The organism is Butyrivibrio sp. FCS014 (assembly GCF_000526935.1).
Lineage (GTDB): Bacteria > Bacillota > Clostridia > Lachnospirales > Lachnospiraceae > Butyrivibrio.
Map to the genome: position 1 here is coordinate 270,351 of NZ_JAHA01000007.1, position 21,760 is coordinate 292,110.

21 protein-coding genes are annotated in these 21,760 nt (G+C 37.4%); all 21 read left to right on the top strand.

Translation table 11 applies throughout. The features are described 5' to 3' along the window. Positions 1–4 precede the first annotated feature (4 nt). Positions 5–1,957: a hypothetical protein gene (locus T456_RS22765; RefSeq protein WP_024865627.1), complete on the top strand. Its 1,953-nt coding sequence runs from the start codon at positions 5–7 to the stop codon at positions 1,955–1,957. Beyond that, positions 1,941–2,804 (top strand): hypothetical protein, encoded by an 864-nt coding sequence (locus tag T456_RS0107740; RefSeq protein ID WP_024865628.1) that lies wholly within the window; start codon positions 1,941–1,943, stop codon positions 2,802–2,804. Before T456_RS22765 ends, T456_RS0107740 begins: the two co-directional genes overlap by 17 nt. A gap of 5 nt (positions 2,805–2,809) precedes the next feature. Beyond that, a complete protein-coding gene (locus T456_RS0107745) occupies positions 2,810–3,553 on the top strand; it encodes a DUF6339 family protein (protein WP_024865629.1) in 744 nt (247 codons plus the stop codon). Between the two features lie 77 nt (positions 3,554–3,630). Beyond that, complete coding sequence (locus T456_RS0107750; RefSeq protein ID WP_024865630.1) at positions 3,631–4,089, top strand: very short patch repair endonuclease; 459 nt, start codon at positions 3,631–3,633, stop codon at positions 4,087–4,089. Beyond that, positions 4,082–4,783, top strand: a complete 702-nt coding sequence (locus tag T456_RS0107755; protein WP_024865631.1) for a hypothetical protein — start codon at positions 4,082–4,084, stop codon at positions 4,781–4,783. The genes T456_RS0107750 and T456_RS0107755 overlap by 8 nt, the downstream gene beginning before the upstream one ends. 3 nt (positions 4,784–4,786) lie before the next feature. Further along, positions 4,787–6,214 carry a Sau3AI family type II restriction endonuclease gene (locus T456_RS0107760; RefSeq protein ID WP_024865632.1) on the top strand — a complete coding sequence of 476 codons (1,428 nt, stop codon included), beginning with the start codon at positions 4,787–4,789 and terminating at the stop codon, positions 6,212–6,214. A 137-nt stretch (positions 6,215–6,351) separates the two neighbouring features. Continuing rightward, complete coding sequence (gene dcm, locus T456_RS0107765; protein ID WP_024865633.1) at positions 6,352–7,740, top strand: DNA (cytosine-5-)-methyltransferase; 1,389 nt, start codon at positions 6,352–6,354, stop codon at positions 7,738–7,740. Between the two features lie 113 nt (positions 7,741–7,853). Then, positions 7,854–8,603: a BglII/BstYI family type II restriction endonuclease gene (locus tag T456_RS0107770; RefSeq protein WP_024865634.1), complete on the top strand. Its 750-nt coding sequence runs from the start codon at positions 7,854–7,856 to the stop codon at positions 8,601–8,603. Positions 8,604–8,642: 39 nt separating this feature from the next. Continuing rightward, entirely contained in the window at positions 8,643–10,307 is a 1,665-nt protein-coding gene (locus tag T456_RS0107775; protein ID WP_024865635.1) for a DUF2075 domain-containing protein, read from the top strand. A gap of 305 nt (positions 10,308–10,612) precedes the next feature. Further along, the gene (locus T456_RS0107780; RefSeq protein ID WP_024865636.1) at positions 10,613–11,119 is read left to right on the top strand and encodes an Lrp/AsnC family transcriptional regulator; all 507 of its coding nucleotides are present in this window, start codon (positions 10,613–10,615) and stop codon (positions 11,117–11,119) included. Beyond that, positions 11,052–11,429, top strand: a complete 378-nt coding sequence (locus T456_RS0107785; protein WP_024865637.1) for a DNA-directed RNA polymerase subunit alpha C-terminal domain-containing protein — start codon at positions 11,052–11,054, stop codon at positions 11,427–11,429. The genes T456_RS0107780 and T456_RS0107785 overlap by 68 nt, the downstream gene beginning before the upstream one ends. Positions 11,430–11,492: 63 nt before the next feature. Next, the gene (locus T456_RS22770) at positions 11,493–11,747 is read left to right on the top strand and encodes a hypothetical protein (protein ID WP_051464992.1); all 255 of its coding nucleotides are present in this window, start codon (positions 11,493–11,495) and stop codon (positions 11,745–11,747) included. Then, on the top strand, positions 11,744–12,232 hold the full coding sequence (locus T456_RS21175; RefSeq protein ID WP_051464993.1) for an ADP-ribosylglycohydrolase family protein: 489 nt from the start codon (positions 11,744–11,746) through the stop codon (positions 12,230–12,232). The genes T456_RS22770 and T456_RS21175 overlap by 4 nt, the downstream gene beginning before the upstream one ends. 471 nt (positions 12,233–12,703) lie before the next feature. Beyond that, a complete protein-coding gene (locus tag T456_RS0107795) occupies positions 12,704–13,105 on the top strand; it encodes a (deoxy)nucleoside triphosphate pyrophosphohydrolase (protein WP_024865638.1) in 402 nt (133 codons plus the stop codon). Positions 13,106–13,111: 6 nt separating this feature from the next. Continuing rightward, positions 13,112–13,678, top strand: a complete 567-nt coding sequence (locus tag T456_RS0107800) for a rhomboid family intramembrane serine protease (protein WP_024865639.1) — start codon at positions 13,112–13,114, stop codon at positions 13,676–13,678. Positions 13,679–13,872: 194 nt separating this feature from the next. Beyond that, positions 13,873–14,967: a hypothetical protein gene (locus T456_RS0107805; protein ID WP_024865640.1), complete on the top strand. Its 1,095-nt coding sequence runs from the start codon at positions 13,873–13,875 to the stop codon at positions 14,965–14,967. 71 nt (positions 14,968–15,038) lie between these two features. Beyond that, positions 15,039–16,145 (top strand): hypothetical protein, encoded by a 1,107-nt coding sequence (locus tag T456_RS0107810; RefSeq protein WP_024865641.1) that lies wholly within the window; start codon positions 15,039–15,041, stop codon positions 16,143–16,145. 48 nt (positions 16,146–16,193) lie between these two features. After that, the gene (locus tag T456_RS0107815; protein ID WP_155838049.1) at positions 16,194–17,357 is read left to right on the top strand and encodes a hypothetical protein; all 1,164 of its coding nucleotides are present in this window, start codon (positions 16,194–16,196) and stop codon (positions 17,355–17,357) included. Positions 17,358–17,743: 386 nt separating this feature from the next. Continuing rightward, a complete protein-coding gene (locus T456_RS0107820) occupies positions 17,744–18,049 on the top strand; it encodes a hypothetical protein (protein ID WP_024865643.1) in 306 nt (101 codons plus the stop codon). Positions 18,050–18,423: 374 nt separating this feature from the next. Beyond that, positions 18,424–18,759: a hypothetical protein gene (locus T456_RS0107825; RefSeq protein ID WP_024865644.1), complete on the top strand. Its 336-nt coding sequence runs from the start codon at positions 18,424–18,426 to the stop codon at positions 18,757–18,759. Positions 18,760–18,905: 146 nt separating this feature from the next. Continuing rightward, positions 18,906–21,623 carry an AAA domain-containing protein gene (locus tag T456_RS0107830; protein ID WP_242835893.1) on the top strand — a complete coding sequence of 906 codons (2,718 nt, stop codon included), beginning with the start codon at positions 18,906–18,908 and terminating at the stop codon, positions 21,621–21,623. The last annotated feature ends 137 nt before the right edge of the window (positions 21,624–21,760 follow it).

Sequence of the window (21,760 nt, forward strand, 5' to 3'; positions counted from 1 at the left end):
AGTTATGAAGAAATGGCGCTATATATCAAATAATAATTCTACTATCGTAGGAATAAACGATGCAGGCATTGAAACTTTTACTGCAAATATGAATAAGTCTTTGGTGCGTGAGAATATACAGAATGCGCTAGATGCGATTTTGCCAGGGTCAGATAAACCAGTAGAAGTGGAATTTGTTTTATTTGATGTGTCTAGAGAAGCTATTCCAGATGTTGATACATTACAAGATGCAATTATTAAGTGTAAGAAAAGTAATGTAACTGAGCCTGATGCATATAAGTTCTTTGAAGCAGCAGAAAAGGTGATATCGTCTGAAAACATAAGAATATTAAGGATAAGTGATCATAATACTATTGGGTTAGAAGGTACAGATACTTGTGAAAAAGGAACAAGCTGGAGTCGTCTAGTAAAAGAAAGCGGATCTTCTAATAAAGGACAAGGGTCAGGCGGAAGCTTTGGAATAGGTAAATCTGCATCTTTTGCGTGTTCAGACTTAAGAACAGTATTCTATTCTTCGAAAGATACAAGAGGATTATTGTCAAATATAGGTGTCGCAAAACTAGTCTCATTTGAAGATGAGTCTGTAGGAGGGTGGACCACAGGTACATGCTACTATTCTGATGATAATAGATTTGTAGCGATACCAGAGTTGGCTGCTTTTGATGCTAGCTACAAAAGAACGAATTCTGGGACTGACATATATGTAATAGGCATGCATGATGTTGATGATTTTGAAAAGACTTTTATAGATGCCGTTTTATACGATTTCTTGGTTTCTATTGTAAAAGGGAAACTAATTGTGAGAGTACAGGATAAAATAATTGATAATAAAAGTCTTCCAAGATATATGTCGGCCATTAACCCATATGAATCTGATGAGGCGAAAGAATTATTGGATTATTATCATATATTGACTTCTAATGATCCGACAATCAAAGAAATCAAGTTGGATTCAAAAGTATATGGAGAAAAATACGGCTTCAAGGATGGAGAATGCACCTTACTATTAAAAGAATCTGAAGGATTAAATAGAAAAGTTCTTATAACAAGACGGGCAGGAATGCGCATATTAGAGCAAAACCGGATAAGTGGTTCGATTGAGTTTTCAGGGGTCATGATAATTGATGGAGATAATATGAATGAGGCATTTAAAAAGATGGAAGTGCCTTCGCACGATGCTTGGGAACCTGGTAGATGCAGAGGAGAAACTAAGAAATATACAGCCATACTAACTGATTTCAAAAAATATATTAAAGGTTGTGTTATAGAATGCTTTGCTAAGGATAACACTACTTCTATGGATGCTATAGGAGCAAGCGATTTCCTTCCTGATTCGATAGAAAGCGAAGAAGAAAAGCTTCAGAAAAACGAGTTGAGTACGAGAGTGCTTGCCCTGAATGTAAGTGATAAGACGCCCAGCAAATCCAAATCAAAAGCTTTAGATTTGGCGGATATAGATGAGATGGTATCTGGCGAGGGTGGCGGAAGCCGAGAAAAACAACCAGTTCCTGGCCCAAATCCGGGACCTACCCCACCAGGACCAAATCCAGGACCTGGGCCAGGGCCAAATCCGGGACCAGAACCAGGACCGAATGACGGAGAAGGTCAGGGTGAGAGCGCTGGAAAAACATCCTCGTTTAAGGAAATTAGCGTTAAGAAAAGGCTTATATGTAAGAATGCAGATGATGGAATATATACACTGAGGATGATTACTCCATCTGACGCTCCAAAAGGAAAGTTGCTATTTTCTATTTCTGGCGAACAGAGCGATTTTGATTTGCCGATTAAAGAAGCAAAGATTATTTTAGGTACCCAGTCTACAACAGTGGCAAGCATATCAGGAAATTCAATTATTCTTGATAATATGAAAAAGGGCGAGTCGGTTTTGATGGAAATAAAAGTGGATTTTGAAGGTTATTGCATGATGGAGGTTGATTATTATGCGAATAAAAAATAGTCTATCCCCATATCCTATTCTTAATGATTATGGAGATGATTATACAGAGTCTTCATTTACAGTAGACTATGACGTGAAAACCCAGTTTTCAGAAATATGTGGTGATTTAAGCTTTAAGCTAAATAATAAAGGAATCAAAAAGTTGATAGAAGATAGGAAGGCACAGTATGTAGCGCATATTGAATGCCCATTGACATGCTATCGAATGGCCAAAAAAACATATGAACCATATTTGAGTTTTAGCATAGACAGTGCTGAGGTGTCGAAGGTTATTGAAATACGTACTTTTATTGTGCTGTTGGAGGATATCGAAGATTTTTCATCAGAAAGATTTCATCCAGATTATGCGGGTCAATCATTTAATCTGTCTTCACATCAAATAATTGCTGTGGGAACGGCTAAAGATTTTAAAATAAAGAATGATGATAGGAATTTGGATTCGCTTCCATCAATTATAACAATTGAAAAGCTAAGTGATGATAAACGAGGTTCTATAGCTGTTAATACAGACAATGATGAGCACATAATAATAGGGCTTACAGAAGAAGTGTATGAGCAATATAGAAACTTGGGGCGGAATAGGTTTAAATCTACGGCATTTAGTCTAGTACTATTGCCGGCATTATTGATTGTTTTACAAAGGATGCACCAAGGGAAAGACGACGATGAGTTTTCATCAAAGCATTGGTTTCAGGTAATCAAGAATCTGTTAGAAAAGAACGACTGTAAACTTGAAAACATATCAGCAGAAGATGATTCTTTGCTAAAAGTGTGTCAAAAGATTTTTTCCGATCCAATTGCAAGGAGCTTTAAAGAACTAAAGGATAGAAGTGAAAGGATGGAATAATCTGTATGGTTTTAAGGTATCTGGATCAAAAGGCTATAGATGATATAAAACTAAATTATGATGTTTATAAGGACCATTTTAATGATGATACTAATAGATGGTTTTTAAGTAAGTTTTCAGAAAAAGGATGGCTAAAGGAATCTAAAATCCAGTGTAGTGATTTCGGTCTTGTGACGGAGGGAGACTATGCGGTTACTGATAGAGAAAATGTGAAAATACTATATGAGGCGCTAAAAGATCTGAGCCCGGCTATAGCTACGGATGAGAGATTGTGGGCAGGTATGCTATTTGGCCAGCTTTGGGAGTATGTCAGATATCGTAGAGAGAAAGAATTGGCATCTGGCGATAAACAAAACATTATGAATTCCTTCTTGTTTATGCGTGGTACGAAGAGGAGCTGCTTTGTAAATTGCTTATCTAGATTATGGTGGACTGGATTTCTTCTTTATGACAGAGACGGGACAGATCATTATGATGCAATAAATTTTGTCTGTGAGAATGCCTATGCTTCGCTTATAGTACTTCTTTCATCCAATAGTTTTGCATCTAATAAAGAATTGATATTTGGAATATTGGATGCAATCAAGGAACGAAAGGATAAAGGGGAAAAAATAGGAAGATACCACTTTGTAGAAGCAGATAAGTATCTGAATTGCTTGGGCGGAACACAACTTTTGGATACAATGACTAGAGAAGATGTTAAGAGAAAAGTATCTATACAATTAAATAAAATCTATGGTGTGATATAAGGTTAGCTGGCTCCGTTTGATGGGGCCAGCTTTTTTTGCGATAATAAAAAATGATGAAAAATGAAGGATAATTAGACATGAAAGAACCAAGATTTAATGGCGAGACATCTGAAAAAATATCGCATAATATGAGCAAAATCCGAGGTAAGGATACAAAAATTGAAGTTGTTTTAAGGAAAGCATTATGGAAAAAAGGATATAGGTATAGGAAGAATTACAAATCGATTCCCGGCTGTCCAGACATAGCTCTTACAAAGTACAAGATTGCAATATTTTGCGATGGAGAATTCTTTCATGGTAAAGATTGGGAAATAATGAAACCCAGGCTTGAGCAGGGGAATAATCCTGATTACTGGATTAAGAAAATAGAAAGAAACCGTAGCAGGGATAAAGAAAAGGATGCTGCATTACTTGGATTAGGCTGGACTGTGATTCATTTTTGGGGAAAAGACATATTAAAGAAGACTGATGAATGTATTAAAGTTATCGAAGAAGCTGTTTTTGATTCTAAGCTAGGAGAAGAAGATATTGACTGAATCTTTGCGCTATCAAGATATAAAAGCTGAGAAAAGTTTAGCTGATTTTATGGATGAATACCTTTATTCAAGGATGCATACCAATGACGGAAACCCATTGCGCTTTGCAAGGATGCAAGATAAGGAATCTCAGCTTAAAGGAATTGACGTTTGCATAGAGGCGGATGACAAACGGATTTATATCGATGAAAAGTCTTCGTTATATTACAGCAATGCTATGATTCCGACTTTTGCATTTGAACTGGATTCGATTCAACGAGACCATGCAGAGCCAGTGGAAGGATGGTTCATAAATGATGAACTGTTGACGGAGTACTATATGCTTATATGGCCTAATATAAAATGCGAGATGAAAAATAAGACATGGGTCAGAAAAGATATCGGTGTATTGAGAAAGGAAGATTTTACAATAGTTGAAGCAATGCTGATTCCAAAACTTGAGCTCAGAAAAAGAATTGAAAGTTTTGGATACGGAAAGGATAGACTGGTAGAATATGCAAAACGTTTAAGAAAATTATACGAAGGTGATACTAGTCAGAAAGAGGAAAAGATTAATGATGAGGTCAAGATAATGTATTCTGGAAGGCTTGCGGAAAGACCTATTAACTTGGTAATACGTAAAGAAGTTCTCAAGGAGTCGGCAAAGAAGATTTATCTGATTTCTCAGGATGGATATGCAACTATTAAGGAGTAACTTATGGATTTCAGTATTGAGTATGATTATGACAGAGCTAATCCAAAATCTATAGAGGCTTATGCGCAGAAACTTATAGGAAAATCTTTTCGTCAGATTATGGACGATGATGAAAACAATCTTAGGGAGGAAGGAGCCACATACGGAGAAACTGATGTGGCAGAAGCAAAGCGCAATAAAGGAAATCTAGGGCAGATAATCGAGGAGTGCTTTTTTCATTATTCTTGTAATAGTGATGCCAGGGCAGATTTTCCTGAGGCTGGAGTTGAATTGAAGGTCACTCCCTATAAGGTAAATAAAAATGGGACCCTTGCTGCAAAAGAAAGACTCATTCTCACGATGATAGATTATATGACGGTTGTAGATGAGGACTTTGATAATAGCCACTTCTGGAATAAGTCAAAACTTATCCTTCTTGTATATTATCTTTATATGCAGGAAGCAAAGTATAATCTTGATTATCACATTGGATATGCTAAGTTATTTACACCACCTGAACAGGATCTTAAGATAATACGGCATGATTACGAAATAATCGTATCCAAGATAAGAGCAGGTAAAGCACATGAGCTTTCCGAAGGAGATACGATGTATCTTGGTGCAGCACCCAAAGCAGCCACTTCTGCGAACAGAAGGAAGCAACCGTTCAGTGATGAACTTGCTAAGCCAAGAGCATTTGCTTTTAAGAATTCCTATATGACGTATGTGCTGAACAATTACATTGTTCCTGGCAAAGATACTTATGAGCCAATTATCAAAGATGAGTCAGTGGATTCATTTGAGGATTACGTAGTTAATAAAATTGATGCCCTTGCTGGATATTCAGTAGAGGATTTATGCGTAAAATACGATATAGATGCGTCTAAGAAGCCAAAGAGTCTGGAAGCATTATTGGCATATAGGATATTGGGAATAAAGGGAAATCATGCTGCTGAATTTGAAAAAGCAAATGTGGTTGTTAAAACAATCCGTATCGGAAACAACAATAAGATTAAAGAAAGCATGTCATTTCCTACATTTAAGTTTAAGGAACTCATTGAAGAAGAATGGGAAAACTCCACTTTTGGTAATTATCTCAGGGAGACGAGATTCTTATTTGTCGTTTATAAGTTTGATTCTGATAATACACTAAGACTCAAAGGTGCTCAGTTTTGGAACATACCATATGAGGATCTTGAAATTGAGGTTAGATCAGTATGGGAAAGGACAGTTCAGATTTTAAAGGAAGGGCTCAAGTTCGAAAAGGTCAATGGGGCATATCAGAATAATTTCCCTAAGGCGTCTGAAAATCGAGTAAGCCATGTGAGGCCACATGGTCAGAATGCGAAAGATACATACGAACTTCCTGATGGTAGACAATATCCAAAACAGTGTTTTTGGCTCAATAACACTTATATTCTTGATCAGGTTGAGGATGAATTGAAAGAATGATAAGAGGGGACTGTTCTAGTTGATCAAATTCATCTTCTGTGATATCATCATTATTGGAGTTTTGTCAGAAATGTTGATCCTATCACTGTTCTGTGGTAAGATTTTTATTATATTATTTGGAATGGAGCATATTCGGTATGGAGAAAAAAGTTTGCGAATTATTTGCAGGAGTTGGAGGATTCAGATGTGGTCTGAACTCAATATCCTCTATCGAAGACGCGAAAAAGCCTGAAAAATGGGAGACTGTATGGTTCAGCCAGTGGGAGCCAGCAGATAAGAAAACTCAATGGGCACATGATTGTTATGTCAATAGATTCGGAACCTGCCTTGATCTTGAGGGTAATGATACTACAAATGAAGATATCAATGCTGTAGATAAATCAAAAGTGCCAAATCATACCCTATTGGTAGGTGGTTTCCCATGCCAGGATTATTCAGTCGCTTCAACACTTGCAACATCAAAGGGATTGGAAGGAAAGAAAGGGATTCTCTGGTGGGATATCAGGGATATGCTCGAAGCAAAGAATACGCCTTTTGTTCTCTTGGAAAATGTTGATAGATTGATAAAGAGTCCAGCTAGTCAGCGTGGTCGTGATTTTGGCATTATCCTTGCTTGCTTCAGGGATCTTGGTTATACAGTTGAGTGGAGAGTCATAAATGCAGCCGAGTACGGTTACCAGCAGCGTAGGAGACGTACGTTTATATTTGCTTATAGAAACGATACTAAATACGCTAAGAGGATGCTTGAATATGCTAACTATGTTTCTATGCATGGAGATGAGCTTCATAGGCATAGCGTATCCAAGTTGATTCTTACAGGTGGTTTCTTTGCAACAAGTTTTCCAGTAGCACCATTAGATGCTAAGTATGTAAAGATAGGAAAACTTCCTAAAGGAATCGGAGAGCTTTCTGAGTCGTTCAGTTTCACATTTGAAAACTCCGGAATGATGTTGGATGGCACAATATATACTGCTAAGACAGTACCTGAATATAATGGCCCTCAGATTACCCTGGGAGATATCATGGAGACAGGGGATGTTGATAGACAGTTCTTTATTCCAAAAGAAAAGCTCTATTATACAAGCCCGAACGTGACACATAGTGATGAGACAAAAGAGAAGCTTTCCAAGGAAGAACGACAGACATGGCAGTATCTCAAAGGGGCTAAAAAACTATGCCGTACTGCAGCAAATGGACATGAGTATGTGTTCTCTGAAGGAGCTATCCCTATGATTGATGAGTATGATAAGCCTGCAAGAACAATGCTTACAAGCGAAGGCTCGTTTAGTAGGACAACGCACATTGTCAGAGATAAGCAGACTGGAGAAATAAGGTTACTTACTCCAGTGGAAATGGAAAGAATACAGGGATTTCCTTCTGATTGGACCAAAGAGTGCCTTGTCAACGGAGAGATAATTGAAATGCCAGTGAATAAGCGCAAGTTTATGATGGGTAATGCTCTCGTGGTTAATCTGATAAATCAGATGGAGCCGGAATTATCTCGTATAATTGATAATGAAGATTGATTACATGTAGGGAGTTGCATATCGCAACTCCTTATTTTTTTTGTCCCCATAGTGTATATGGGATATAATTATCTGTATACTACAAATATTTTTATGGGATATGGGTAATATAAATGAGTAATAAGAGGAATGTGAAGTTCGTAATAGCAGAAGAATCTTTTATTAATAATGGTAAGATTATACTTAATTCCATGTATCCACTTGAGGATAACATGAGAGCAGCATTATGTGGAAATGCTCAAGTATCTTTTAAAACTAGGAGAGTAAAAGGAAAAGGTGCTTATCAAGGAATCGATGCCAAAAGTATAAATACAGAGCTAAGAAGATTGATTAAAGTAATTGCTGACATAAATGGAGAGACTCATGTTGAAGATGGAATCTTTTATCACAAAGGAATGGAGGGATTCGATTTTTCTATTTATGACAAGGAATATAATCTTGCAAGGATATATAACTATTATCTAGGCGCAAAAGGGATTCTTAATGGTGATTCGAAAATATATGAACAGAATAAGAAAATGGGCGTAGGTAAAAGAGAATGGAAGAAAACTGTTGATGAGATTAGATGTAATGTTTCTGATACAAATATAGAGTATGTTATTGAAAAAAAGCATTTGACTGTTGCCGGCGAATTTCAATTTGGAAATTGGGCACTGATTTATAGGGATTTATTTCGGCTGTTGAACGCGGATGACAATCCTGGAATCGACTTTTACATATATGTGGCAGCAACAGGTAAGCTGAAAGAAATGATTAGTGACAATACTGTTAATTATGCTAAAGCATTGAAGGTTATAGAGGAAAATAAGAACATTATAAAGACTCCCATATGGGTAATAGGGTTAGACTTTGATTATGCGTAAATAGTTTGAAATGTGATTCACTTTTTATAAAGGAGAATTATGACATCGATAGTTAGCTATCCATGTGATGAAAACATGGTATCCAATATAAAGGAATGGAATTATGGGACTAATTGGCCTGTTGTTTACATTTGGTATAACGACAAGAAGGCCTATGTTGGTGAGACGCTTGACGCTGTACGCAGGACAAAAGAGCATATTGCTGAAAAAGAGTTTGATGAGTTCAAGAATATTTGTCTTATTAGTGATAAGACGTTTAATAAGTCTGTTATTTTGGATTTAGAAGCATTTCTGATTAAGTATATGGGGGCAGATCAGGCTATTACTTTGACAAATTCCAATCCAGGAGTAGATGATCATAATTATTTTTATAAAGAGGCTTATGCAGATGATTTCAAAGTGATTTGGCAACAATTATTGGGAAAAGGCATTGTTACAGAAACCCTTCAGGAGATTGAAAACTCCGAATTATTTAAGTATTCTCCATACAAAACATTAAATGATGAACAGAAAAACGCAGTATATGATATTTTGGGAAGGCTTAGTCAGATTAATAATGCGACAAAACAGTCGTTGATTAAGGTTATTGGAGGAGCAGGTACAGGAAAGACTATATTAGCAGTTTATCTTGTAAAACTCTTGGTGGATATATCTTTGGGTAAGAATGTTTGGAGAAGCATTGATTCGCCTGAAGATGAACTGTTTTTACAAAAAATAAGCCAAAAACTTTATGGGATCAAAAAGATTGGTTTTGTGGTACCTATGAGGGAATTAAATACTACAATGAAAGTTGTATTTGATTCAATTGATGGATTGAATAAATCTATGATTTTGTTCCCAGAGGAGGTTGTATCATCCCAATATGATCTTTTGATTGTAGATGAAGCCCATAGGCTTTATTGGAGGAAAAATCTTCCTATGGCACAGACGGCCAACCGATATGATGAGCTTAATCGTCAATTAATGGGAGATGAGTTAACTAAGACCGAGAAGGATCTTACTGAGTTGGATTGGATTATAAGAAGTAGCAGACTCCAGGTTTTGTTTTATGATGAGTGTCAGAGAATTCGTATAACTGATATTAGCAAAGAGCGGTTTGAGACCATATGCGCACCAATTACATATAGAACTATTGAGCTGGTATCACAAATGAGGTGCAAAGGTGGGAACGGGTATTATGAGTATGTTAAATCTATTCTAGAATCAAGTAACTTAAGTATGAGATATTACAAAAGCTTCACTTATTATGAAACAAAAGTAGTGGATAGTATTGAAGACTTGTTTGAAATTATACGAGATCATAACGAGGACAGTGAAAATGAGAAATTAAGCAAAGTTGTTACAGGGCCAGGGTGGACATCAACTCAGGATATAGAGATAGATGGAATAAAATATAAATGGGCAAGTGGAAGGCGAGATAAAAGGGATAATGTTATTTTCAGTATTCATAAGGTTCAGGGATTTGATCTGAATTATGCGGGAGTGATTTTTGGAAAAGAAGTCTATTATGATGTTGAGAAGGGCTGTATAGAGGTTAACAAGAAAGAACTAAAGGATAATCGAACAAAAATCAAGGGGGATAATGATTCTAAGAAATATATTCTCAATATTTATCTTACCTTGATGACTAGAGGAATATATGGAACTTATATTTACGCGGTTGACGATAAGCTCAGAGGCTATTTGAGGGATTTTTTTGGCTAAGCGTAGGATGATTTTATTATATTGCGCTTAGAGCTTAGAGCTTAGAGATTAGACGGATTAGACGTTGGATATTAGATGGATATTAGATTAGATATTAGATTAGATATTAGATGGGTCAAATGAAAAAGTAAATTCCACTTTACCTATGCACGTCTGAAAAAGCGGAATTTAAAATTTCACATTACGATTGTTGGGGTTACGGAATGAAACTGAAAAGTTACGTTTCGTAACCCTTGCTATTGCCACAATTTCTTTTGCCAAATATAATCAGCTCATCAGAGTCGACACTGATAAGGAGCAAATGCATGGACGAAAAAGATAAGCAGATCTTGAATATGATCAAAGGCGATGCCCGAAAGAGCTACCAGGAGATTGGAGATGCTTTGGGAATATCCAGAGTGGCTGCCAAGAAGAGGATAGCCAAGCTTGAGGAAGCCGGAATCATCCGCCAGTATAACACTTACATCAAAAAAGATGATGAAATAACGATGCTGATTGATATCATTACAACTCCCGAAGGCTTTGACAGGGTGTTGGAATATGTCGCCACCAGAACAGTGTATGTGCGTCAAATCTACACCACGCTCAAGGAATATCATATTCATCTTGTTGCTGTATCCGATTCTCTAGAGCAAATCAATTACATGGCCAAGATAATTAAAAAGGCCTGCATTGATGATATTGTTGAATATCATGCGCGCCAGGTCCGGGAGATTATCAAGGACGTCTATGGAGGAATTGAATATGAGCGCAAATCAGAGTCAGACACTGTCACAGATAATCGAGCAGATAACCGGGGATCATGTACATGAGAGAAAGGGCGGAAAGTTCTTTTTCAACATTTACTTGAATTCCAAGATGAGCGAGACGCCGATAGAGGCTTTGGACCTTGGTGTCAGAGCATATAACAGTTTGAAAAGAGCCGGATACGGAACCATCGGAGAACTGGCAGAGGCAATAGCCGATGGCACAGAGATTAGTAAGATCAGGAACTGTGGCTCCAAGAGCTGCAGAGAGATAATGGAAAAGCTCTTCTTATACCAGTACAGTGCACTTCCCCAGGAAAAAAGAGCTAAATATATTCTGGAAGTTGTGCAGATGAATGCAGAGAAGAAATCATAAAAAGGGCAGGTGAATCTATGGCGATTAAAGGAGCAGTTCTGGGAGATATACTAGGAGCACAGTATGAGTTTGATAGGCCAAAGAATCTGGATTGGAAGAATGTACCTCTTTTATCAGATCAAGGGGGTAGGCTTCACGGATGATTCCGTAATGAGCCTGGCAATCAAGACGGCATTGGTAGAGAAAAAAGACCTCGTGGAACTATGGTTACTGTGGGTAGAGATTATCCATTCTGTGGCTATGGCGGAAGATTTTATAACTGGATTAACGGACAAAATCATGAGCCTTATAATAGCTGGGGTAACGGATCTGCAATGAGAGTATCATTTGTGGGTGAGCATTTCGATGATTACGACGAGATGCAAAAGATGGCTGAGGCAACAGCTGTTGTTTCACACAATCACCCTGAAGGCATCAAGGGAGCGGTTGTAACTGCAACCTGCATATGGATGGCAAAAAACGGGAAGAGCAAGCAGGAGATTTACGATTATGTTATAGAGCAGTATCCTAAGGCAGACTACGAGTACAGCATTGAGTACAGCCTTGATGAAATCAGGCCTCGATATAAGTGGAATGAAAGCTGCCAGGGCTCAGTGCCTGCAGCAATGAGGTGCTTTTATGAGAGTGACGATTACAAATCATTCCTTAGAAATGTCTTTTCCTTGGAATGTGATTCTGATACCTTCGGAGCAATCGCTGGTGGTGTAGCTGAGGAATTCTATGGTGGATTCGGGGAGATAGATGTGGAAAGTTTTCTGAAGAAGTATCTGACGCCGAAGCTTTATGAGATACTGATTGCTTAATATACCTATAACGTAGTACGGAGAGCTAAACCAAGAATATGGCCGCTCTCCGTTTTCTTATGATATGTAGGTGCTCGACTGCTCCCTACATGGAGTGGTTCTATTGTAACATGACTGCTTTGAAATATTTCTAAACGTGGTATTAAATTATTGGAATTCCGTGAAATTTTGGCGGACCCTCAAAAATGCATTTCGGTCAAATCACTTAAGGCTCTTTTAAGGTTCGAATGATATCATAAATACATCAAGAAGAACTACATTTCTTGAACCTCACACAACACTTTTTCATAGAAACTTTCATAGCACACAAAGGTCATCCCAAATTGTTGATGGCCTTTCCTCACTACATCAACCCGCTTGTAAAAAATAGCAGGGGATTTATCATAGATAGCACTTCCATGACTCATATAGCATGGAAGTGTTTTTTTTAATATAATTGAATGAGTGATTATTTGGGTAAAAGAGGCATTTATGGAGACTTCCAGAAAGACAATAAATGTAGTAGCTGCGCTAATCAGAGACGGGAAAAGAGTCTTTGCTACGGAAAGAGGATACGGAAATTATAAAGGCTGGTGGGAATTTCCTGGAGGCAAAGTTGAGCCGGGGGAGAGTCCTGAGGATGCTCTGGTAAGGGAAATCTGGGAAGAGCTTGATTCAGAGATTAGCGTTGATGAGTATATTAGCACAATCGAATATGATTATTCGGAGTTTCATCTGTCAATGCGATGCTATTGGTGCAGCATTGTATCCGGAGATTTGGTGTTAAAAGAGGCTGAGGACACCAAGTGGCTTGATGTTGAGACAATTGATTCAGTTAAATGGCTTCCCGCAGATTTAACTTTGATAGATGAGATTAAGAAAAGGATGGCGTAATTAAACATGAAAAAGCTTAAGATAACTTTCAATTCTCCCGTAGTACTAGGATTTATATTTGTAAGCCTGGCAGCTCTAGTCCTTGGATTTGTTACCCTGGGAAAGAGTAATGAGCTGCTGTTTATGACCTATCATTCAGCGATTACAAATCCGCTGACATTTGTGAGATTTTTTACCCATGTTCTGGGACATAGTGGATGGGAACATTACATTGGAAACGCAGCATACATTCTTTTACTTGGACCAATGCTTGAAGAAAAGTACGGATCTAAAAGAATCCTGCAGGTAATTGTAATAACAGCTCTTGTTACTGGACTGTTGAACTACATTCTTTTCCCAAATGTAGCTTTGTGCGGAGCCAGCGGCGTAGTATTTGCGTTCATTCTGCTAACTTCTTTTACCAGCTTCAAGAACGGAGAGATTCCGCTGACCTTTATCTTAGTGGCAGTAATCTTCCTGGGACAGCAGGTTTATGAGGGCGTGTTCCTTAAGGACAACATATCCAATCTGTCTCATGTAATGGGCGGTATTATAGGTTCAGTTGTGGGATACAGACTTAATAAGAAACATTGATTTTGAGGTGCGTGGAAATTGAGCACCTTAATGGTTGTTATCCTAAATACTACAACAGTAACCAGCATATCACTATCTATGATTGAGACAAAATTGTTTTACTGGTATTAGGAGCTTTTTATGCATCTGAATTCATAATGAGGACAACTTATGGTTACAAGCATACGTTTGACTGTGATTGAGGTGAGTTTTTTATGAAGGTTACTAAGGATAGTATTAGTATTGGTACAAAAAATGGATGCCTTACTGTTGTGGGTGATTTAAACACATATAATCAAGATGAGGCACTTGAGAAAATAAAACTCTGGGAAGAAGAGAAACAGCAGTTTATAGACGGAACTTGGAAATTAACACATAATGGCAATGTGGATTCGGTTGATTATTTTGATCATTGGATTAGAACTGAACTGCGTCGATCAAAAGAATTATTATATAAGTGCCAGTGCAAATGTGGGAAGACACATTATGTTACACCAGAGCTCTTTTTGTCGAAACGCCATAAATATTGCGATATCATAAATCCTTCAGATGCAGAGTGGAATTCAGCGAGATTAAGGCAACCAGGTTTTATTGGCAAAGAGCATAAGAAATGGATGCTAGAGAATGGCTGTGGATTGAGACTGATTGAACGTGAAAAAAAGATCAGTAATGCTCAACGTGTACCTGACAAGTATTATGACAAGCAATTAAATCTCAAGTGCCATGATACGCTTGAAATTATCGGGGATGGACCAGACGGAGAAACCATTTACGAATACAAGAACAAGATGACGGTAAGACTATCGAAAACCTATAGGAGTAGGTGCCATTTATGCGGAAAAGAGTCGCTTTTTAAATATGAGGATTTTGAAATAAGAAATGATGAATACGGCCCTTGGGCATATGATGGATATTATTCGAAAGCAAAATGTGCTTGTCATCCAGTTTCCTCCCTTCAGTGGAGAACAATAAAAATATTAGTAGATAATAGAATAGAGTATTCTGCAGAAATCAGTTTTGAAGATTTGCTAGGAGCTGGGGGAAAAAATCTATTAAGATATGATTTTGGAATATATGATTCCGGTAAGCTTAAGGCACTTGTTGAATGTCAGGGGAAGCAGCATTATTTTCCTTCTGAGGAATTTGGAGTTTCAAGTTTTCCCATGCAGCAGAAAAATGATGAGCTGAAAAGAGAATATGCTTTGAAAAAAGGAATAAAACTGATAGAGATACCATATACTTTGAATACCATCAACAAGGAGGAAGAGTTTTTACTTGCTGAACTGAAAGCTGTAGGCATACATCTGTAGCATTAGATTATGCGAATCTATGGAAAAAATCCGGAAGAAATAAGCCTGGCGCAATGTTTGCCAGGAGCTATATGTATTACAGCAGACAGAATCAAAGGAATAAAAATGCAAGTGGAAAGAATTATAATGCACCACAGACTAGTACTTGGGATTACTACCGCAATGAGTATGCTTCACTAACACCTGAAGAAAGAGATAATTCAGAGTTGGGAGCCATTTGCCTGGCAATGGTCGTTCTATTCTTTATAGTTCTTTTCAGTATAGTTGCTCAAGTAAAAGGCAATCATGAATTGGGGTGGTTGTTCTGGCTTTGTGTATTTTTGTTTTCTTATTCTATCTATTCATTTAAGAATAAGCTTAATACTATCAAAGTAAGGCGTGGATTGACGCAGGAGAGAAGTACGATTAGTAAATTGACTGTTTCTAATGTGCCAGAATGTTTTTTGCTAAAAGATAAAGATGCAGAGATTAAAAGAATAATCAGTGAGAGAGAATCTATTCTACAGCAAAAATGTGATATTGAAATGAAAATTACAGAACTTAAAAGTAAGTTGATCAAGACTAAGACAGTTAAAACTAAGATAGAGGAACTTATCGGAGAGAAGGAAAGACTAGAAAAGGAATTAAATGAAAAGATTTGTAAAGTGACTTGGAAATGTACAAGTAAGTACAAATCATTTGAACAGTCCATGGAATATTTGAGACATGTTAAGGCTGTAATTCGAAGAGGAGAGTTGGGAGATTCTAACATAAGCAGTTTATTTATTCAGTGCAAATATATCGAAGAAAAAAATGGTTTTATAGAGTTTGGACCGAAGCCAGTATGCATGGAAATAAGTGATAATTGGTTTTGCATAACTAGTGATGCAATATATTGCTTTGATAAAGGAACGGGAGCATACAAAGGTTGCGTTGGAACAGAGGAGTATAGAATAACCAGAACAACAGAGGAATGGACAGAAAAGGTACCATACACAACATGGACATATAGAAGAGTTGATGGTGGCCCTGATCGTAGATACAAGAACAATCCTATGACTACTTGTTATAGTGAATATCATCGTTCTAGTAGTAATGTTATTTGCATTAGGATTCTTGATAAAAGAATTTCTTATCAGGTTGAACCTTCAGAGCGTGATTATATTATGAAGCATAAATCTAATTTTGAACCTGCATAGCTGGATAAAACAATAGTGAATAATAATGAGCATTTAAGGTGGTATTAAATGAGAATTTATGGAAGAAGATCAGGAAGAAACAGGCCGGGAGCAAGGTTTGCTAGAAGTTATATGTTTTATAGCCGCCAATCACAGAAGGTAAGAAGCAATAGGAATACGATAAGTGATGCGGGAATATTACAGAATTCAAATCTATATGGGCAAAAAAGTAATAATCATGAAATAAGAGCGGACAATAACTCAGGCACCGGCGTTTTTGGGGGAGGCGTAATGATTTGTGTCGCCTTAGTTCTATTAGCAAGCGCGGTTTCAGATAATCAAGGTTCTATTGGCTTGGTGGTGCTAGGTGCAGTCTTCTTTATTTTTTGTGCAATGATCTTTATTTGTGTATTTAGCTCCAAAGAAGATAATAATAGCAAAGAGAAAAGCGAGAATAATGGATTGAATTTGGGGTTGGATAATATTTATTCGGGATATTTGTTAAGGAGTAGAGATGCAGAAATAAAAAAATTTATTGAGGATAGGAAAAACACTATAGAGCAGGAAGCTATGGTCCAAAAAGAGCTTTCTTCATTGCGTTTAAAGCTATTTAAGACAAATGAGATGAAATCACTAATTGCAGTTCTGAAAACTACGAAGGAAAAGATTGGCGAAAAACTGGAGAATGCCACATATATTGTGACGTGGGAACGTACTAATCGATACAGAGACTTTGAGAATGCTATGTTGTATTTGAGAGAAGTAAGAACAGTGGAGCGCGTAGGAAAATATGTAACATCAGATATCAGAAAGCTTTTTGTTCCGTATTGGTCTATAAAGGAAAAAATAGATAGTGTAGTTATAAACCCAGCGCCTATTTGTGTAGAACTTGGAGATGGGTGGTTTTGTATTACCAGTGAAGCAATCTATTGTTTTGATAAGAGAACAGGAGAGTACATAGCATGCCTAAGCCCTGACGGATTTAGAATTGTTCGGGTGACAGAGGAATGGACTGAGCGTGAACCATACACAGAGTGGATGCATAGAAAGGTGGATGGCGGTCCTGACCGAAGATATAAGAATAATCCGTTAGTTACTCGCTACAATTTGGTACAACGTTCTGGAAGCAACTTAATTTGTATCAGCGTTTGCAATCAAAAAGCATATTATCGGTTAGAACCAAAAGCTACAGAATACTTAATTAGTCATAAATCTGAGTTTGAGCTGTCGTAAATAGTGTTGAAGACATATATACCAAAATGATGGATACTGCAGAAATGCTAGCTCAAATTGGAAAAACTTATATTCAGAGAGAAATCGGTCATTTGTTTCAACTTCGCACAGTTTTTTTAATTTCCCTAGGCCGAGAAAAGAATAATATAAAGGTACAGTGAAGGGAGAGTGTGCCTTATGGAAACAGTATCATTTGTGAGAAACGGCGTCCGCATAACAATGCCAGCAATCAAAAAAAACAGTTGTGAGCGTGCAACAAAGGAGAGCATATAAACAATACTTATGTTAAGCAAAAGGATGCGCAAATAGATTATCGCTTTAAGAATAAGCTAGGGTATTATCTGTCTGTTATTGAAGCGATTGATATAAGAGGTGTTTCTTTTGATGTGCAGGGAGAAAAACGGTCTAATCTTGTTATAACACAGATTGGGCAAGCGCAATTCAGCTTTCATAATGTAAATATTTATGAAACAAGAAAGAAAAAGCATACAGGAAATCAATTACAGAAAATTGAGTGGGATGGTGTGCGTAAACAGCAATGTGCAAAGACAATGTTTGAATTGTCGACAGATAATGGATTTGAAGTTTCTGGTATTACATACCGAAACAAGAATTTGAAAAATAGGGTAGATAAAACAGTCGCTAACTATGATCGTGGAATAGTTAGTATAAATGAGATTTTGGGCTATTAAGGGTTAGGTGAAGAAATGTCATTTAAGACTGTTTGTAACGATATGACCAAGATGGAATGTGAAGCTGTTGTAAATACAGCCTGAAGACAAGTAGTAAATATCTTTGAAGAAGTTGGTGTTAGCTGCGACAAGACTATAATATTTGCATAATTGATTTTTGTAACGTAGAACGAGGAGCTTATCCAAGAACATGGAAGCGCCTCGTTTTCTTATGAATGTAGGAATCTATCAGATTCCCGACTGTTGTACAGCCATTAACGTTACTCTCTTCTTGCGGAATAGCTAATTACTTGGTAGTGTAGATAATATAGTGCATTTGCTAATCATTAGAGTATGTGTTAACTGGGCAGAAGTTTTTGAGGGGGAGACTTTATATGGGTAATTACTTATTTATGTATTTGGCTATATTTCTTATTGTTGCGGCTATTATTCTTTTGGCAAAATACGCTGTAAAAGCTGGACGACGAAATCGTGTTGCAAAAATCAGCCTGGGCATGAGTGAAAATGAGATGCTTAAAATAATGGGGAGAAGGTACAATAAGAGCCTTTTAAAGAATGATAGGGTGAAATACGAGTGGCGTTATTCTAATGGTGGAAGCACGGGGAGTTCCTATAGAGGTAATAGCGTCCGGAAATATCACGGTGTTAGCAAGGTGGATATTTATTGTAAGAATGGGTGTGTCGAAGAAGTAAGGCCGCATAATATATAGTGTTTCGGCAGGTCTTGTATGTAAGGTTGGAATTATGAATGTTTTGAAGGGCTATCGTGAGATGCGATGGCTCTTTTAATCACCTTGAAACATGATGACTAGCGGCATTATATAGAGCATGGTATACGTGTCTGGAAAGATAAAAAATGATCGACTCCACTAAGTACATGATAGTGGCTAAGGGGAAAATTGAAACAAGTCGGATAGATACTTGTGTAAAGAATCCAGCCACAAATAAATTTGATATCAGGTTTACTAACGGAAGAACATACTCGTACATGCCGGGCAACGTTCTTGTTTTGAGTAACCCTTCTGTATTGAATCCAGAGAATTATGTAATAAGGACTGCTGAAGGGAAAAAGCTATATGGTGCAAAATGCATCTATCAATTCGCAAGTGGTAGTGAGCTGTATTGGCATATTGTATTTGATGGCTTTACAAAGGATTACAAAAAGAGTGAGCTTAGGATAGTAGAGAATTGCCTGGTAAATAAGAAATCCGCAAATCTCTTTGATTATCTTAAGGATGTGTCGGAGTTAAGTAATCTCAGGAATGATAAGGGCGAGCTTATCTTAAGTAAGCGTTTTGAGAAGGTATATTTTATCGGAGATACCTCTGCATTAGCGAACTTCTTTGAACCATCTAAGCGTATCGAAAGATATAATCCCAGACCTTTGGTTTTTCCATTTGGCTGTAATCAGAGCCAGTTTCAGGCAGTTAAGAATGCTATGGAGAATCAGATAAGCATAATTCAGGGGCCTCCAGGAACTGGTAAGACGCAGACAATTCTAAATATCATTGCGAATCTAATAATCAGGAACAAGTCGGTTCTTGTGGTATCAAACAATAACGCAGCAACTTTGAACGTGATGGAGAAACTATCCCAGGCGAAATATGGGATGGACTTTCTTGTTGCACCATTGGGGAGCTTCGATAATAAAGAACTTTTTGTACAGGAGCAGACTGGAAGATATCCTGATTTATCTGATTGGATTATCAGTGAAGATGACGCGGTTTCTATAAATGAAATAAATACTTTGGCGGAAAGGCTCCAGAATGTATATAAGCTTCAAGAAGCTATAGCTAAATTAAAAGAAGAGCAGTACACAATAGAGATAGAGCAGAAGCACTTTGATGAGTTTGTTCAAGAGACCGGTGCGGACTATAAAGCCGTAAAGATCAGAAGGAAGCTTAGTTCGGATAAGCTGATGCGTTTATGGCAGGAAGTACAGAATCGAGCTGATAACGACAAGAAGCTTACTTTTTGGACAAAACTAAAAAGTGTTTTAGTCTATGGCATTGCTGACTGGGATTTTTATGAGCAGGAGTATTCCAAGATTATTACTGTACTTCAGGGAATGTACTATGAGCGTAGTCTTGAGGAAAGCCAGACTAAGTTAAAAGAAAGTGAAGATGCTCTGGTACAAGAATGCAGAGATTACGATAAACAGCTTCAGGACAAATCATTAAGCTTTGTGAAGAACATTATTGCCAGACGATATAAGTGGAACGGAGAAAGAGTAAGGTTTTCCGGTGAAGATCTTTATAAGAATTCTGCAGCGGTATTAAAGGAATATCCGATCGTATTAAGTACTACATTTTCAGCGAGAACAAGTCTGAATCTTGCTGATGTTGAGTTTGATTACGTAATAATGGATGAGGCTTCTCAGGTAGATATTGCAACAGGAGCTCTTGCATTATCCTGTGCACACAATGCAGTCATAGTCGGAGACTTAAAGCAGCTTCCTAATGTTGTTAATTCAGAGAATATGCAAAGGGCTGATTTGATAAGAACTAACTATAACATTTCTGAAGCCTATGATTTTGCGCATAAGAGCTTTTTGCAGAGCATAGTGGAAGCTATTCCCAATGTACCCAGTACGCTACTAAAGGAACATTACAGATGTCATCCAAGAATAATTTCTTTCTGTAACCAGAAGTTCTATGATAACGAGCTTGTTGTCATGACTGAGGATGATAATCTTGGCACGGCGCTTATGGCAGTTAAAACTGTTGAAGGTAATCATGCCAGGGGCAAGTACAACCAGCGCCAGATAGATATCATTAAACAGGAGATCCTTCCCAAACTGGAGGAACCATTAGAGAATATTGGCATCATCGCGCCCTACAATGAACAGGTTAACGAGATTAGAAGACAGATTCCGGGCATTGACGTAGCCACAGTACACAAATATCAGGGACGTGAGAAGGATGTCGTAATCCTTTCAACAGTAGATGATCAAATTAAGGATTTCACAGATGATCCAAACTTGCTAAATGTCGCTGTTTCCAGAGCCAAGAAAAAGCTCATTGTTGTCGTATCCGGAAACGAGCAGGAAAAGAGTGGCAATATAGTAGATCTCATATCATACATTCAATATAACAAGATGGAGGTTGTTGATAGCAAGATCTACTCGGTATTTGACTATCTCTATGGTCAGTATAGGGAGAAACGATGGGAGTATCTCAGAAATCACAGAAGAGTTTCAGAATATGATTCTGAGAATCTTGCATATAAGATGATTCAGGATATTCTGGAGAATTATCCTGACTACGCACTTACTTGCTTTGAACCATTATCGATGGTTGTAAGGGATGTTTCTAAGCTTGATGCTGAAGAGATTAGATATGCATATAATCCTGGAACACACCTGGATTTCCTGGTTTATAACAGGATGAGCAAGCAACCGGTACTTGCTATTGAAGTAGATGGATTCAAGTATCATAAGGCTGGAACAGCACAGCATGAGAGAGATATCAAGAAGAATCATATACTTGAAAAGTGCGGATTGAAGCTTGTAAGACTGGGGACTAATGAGAGTGGGGAAAAGGAGAAGATTGTTGATGCATTGAATACACTATAAAAAATGAGTGGAAAAAGTAAGGGCCTCTAACGCTGAGAGAACAGATAAGACTTATATAGAACTGGATAAGAATCTTAAGACAAAAGCTGATATGACAAGAATCACAATTACTCTTGAATAAATATTCTATGTCGTAC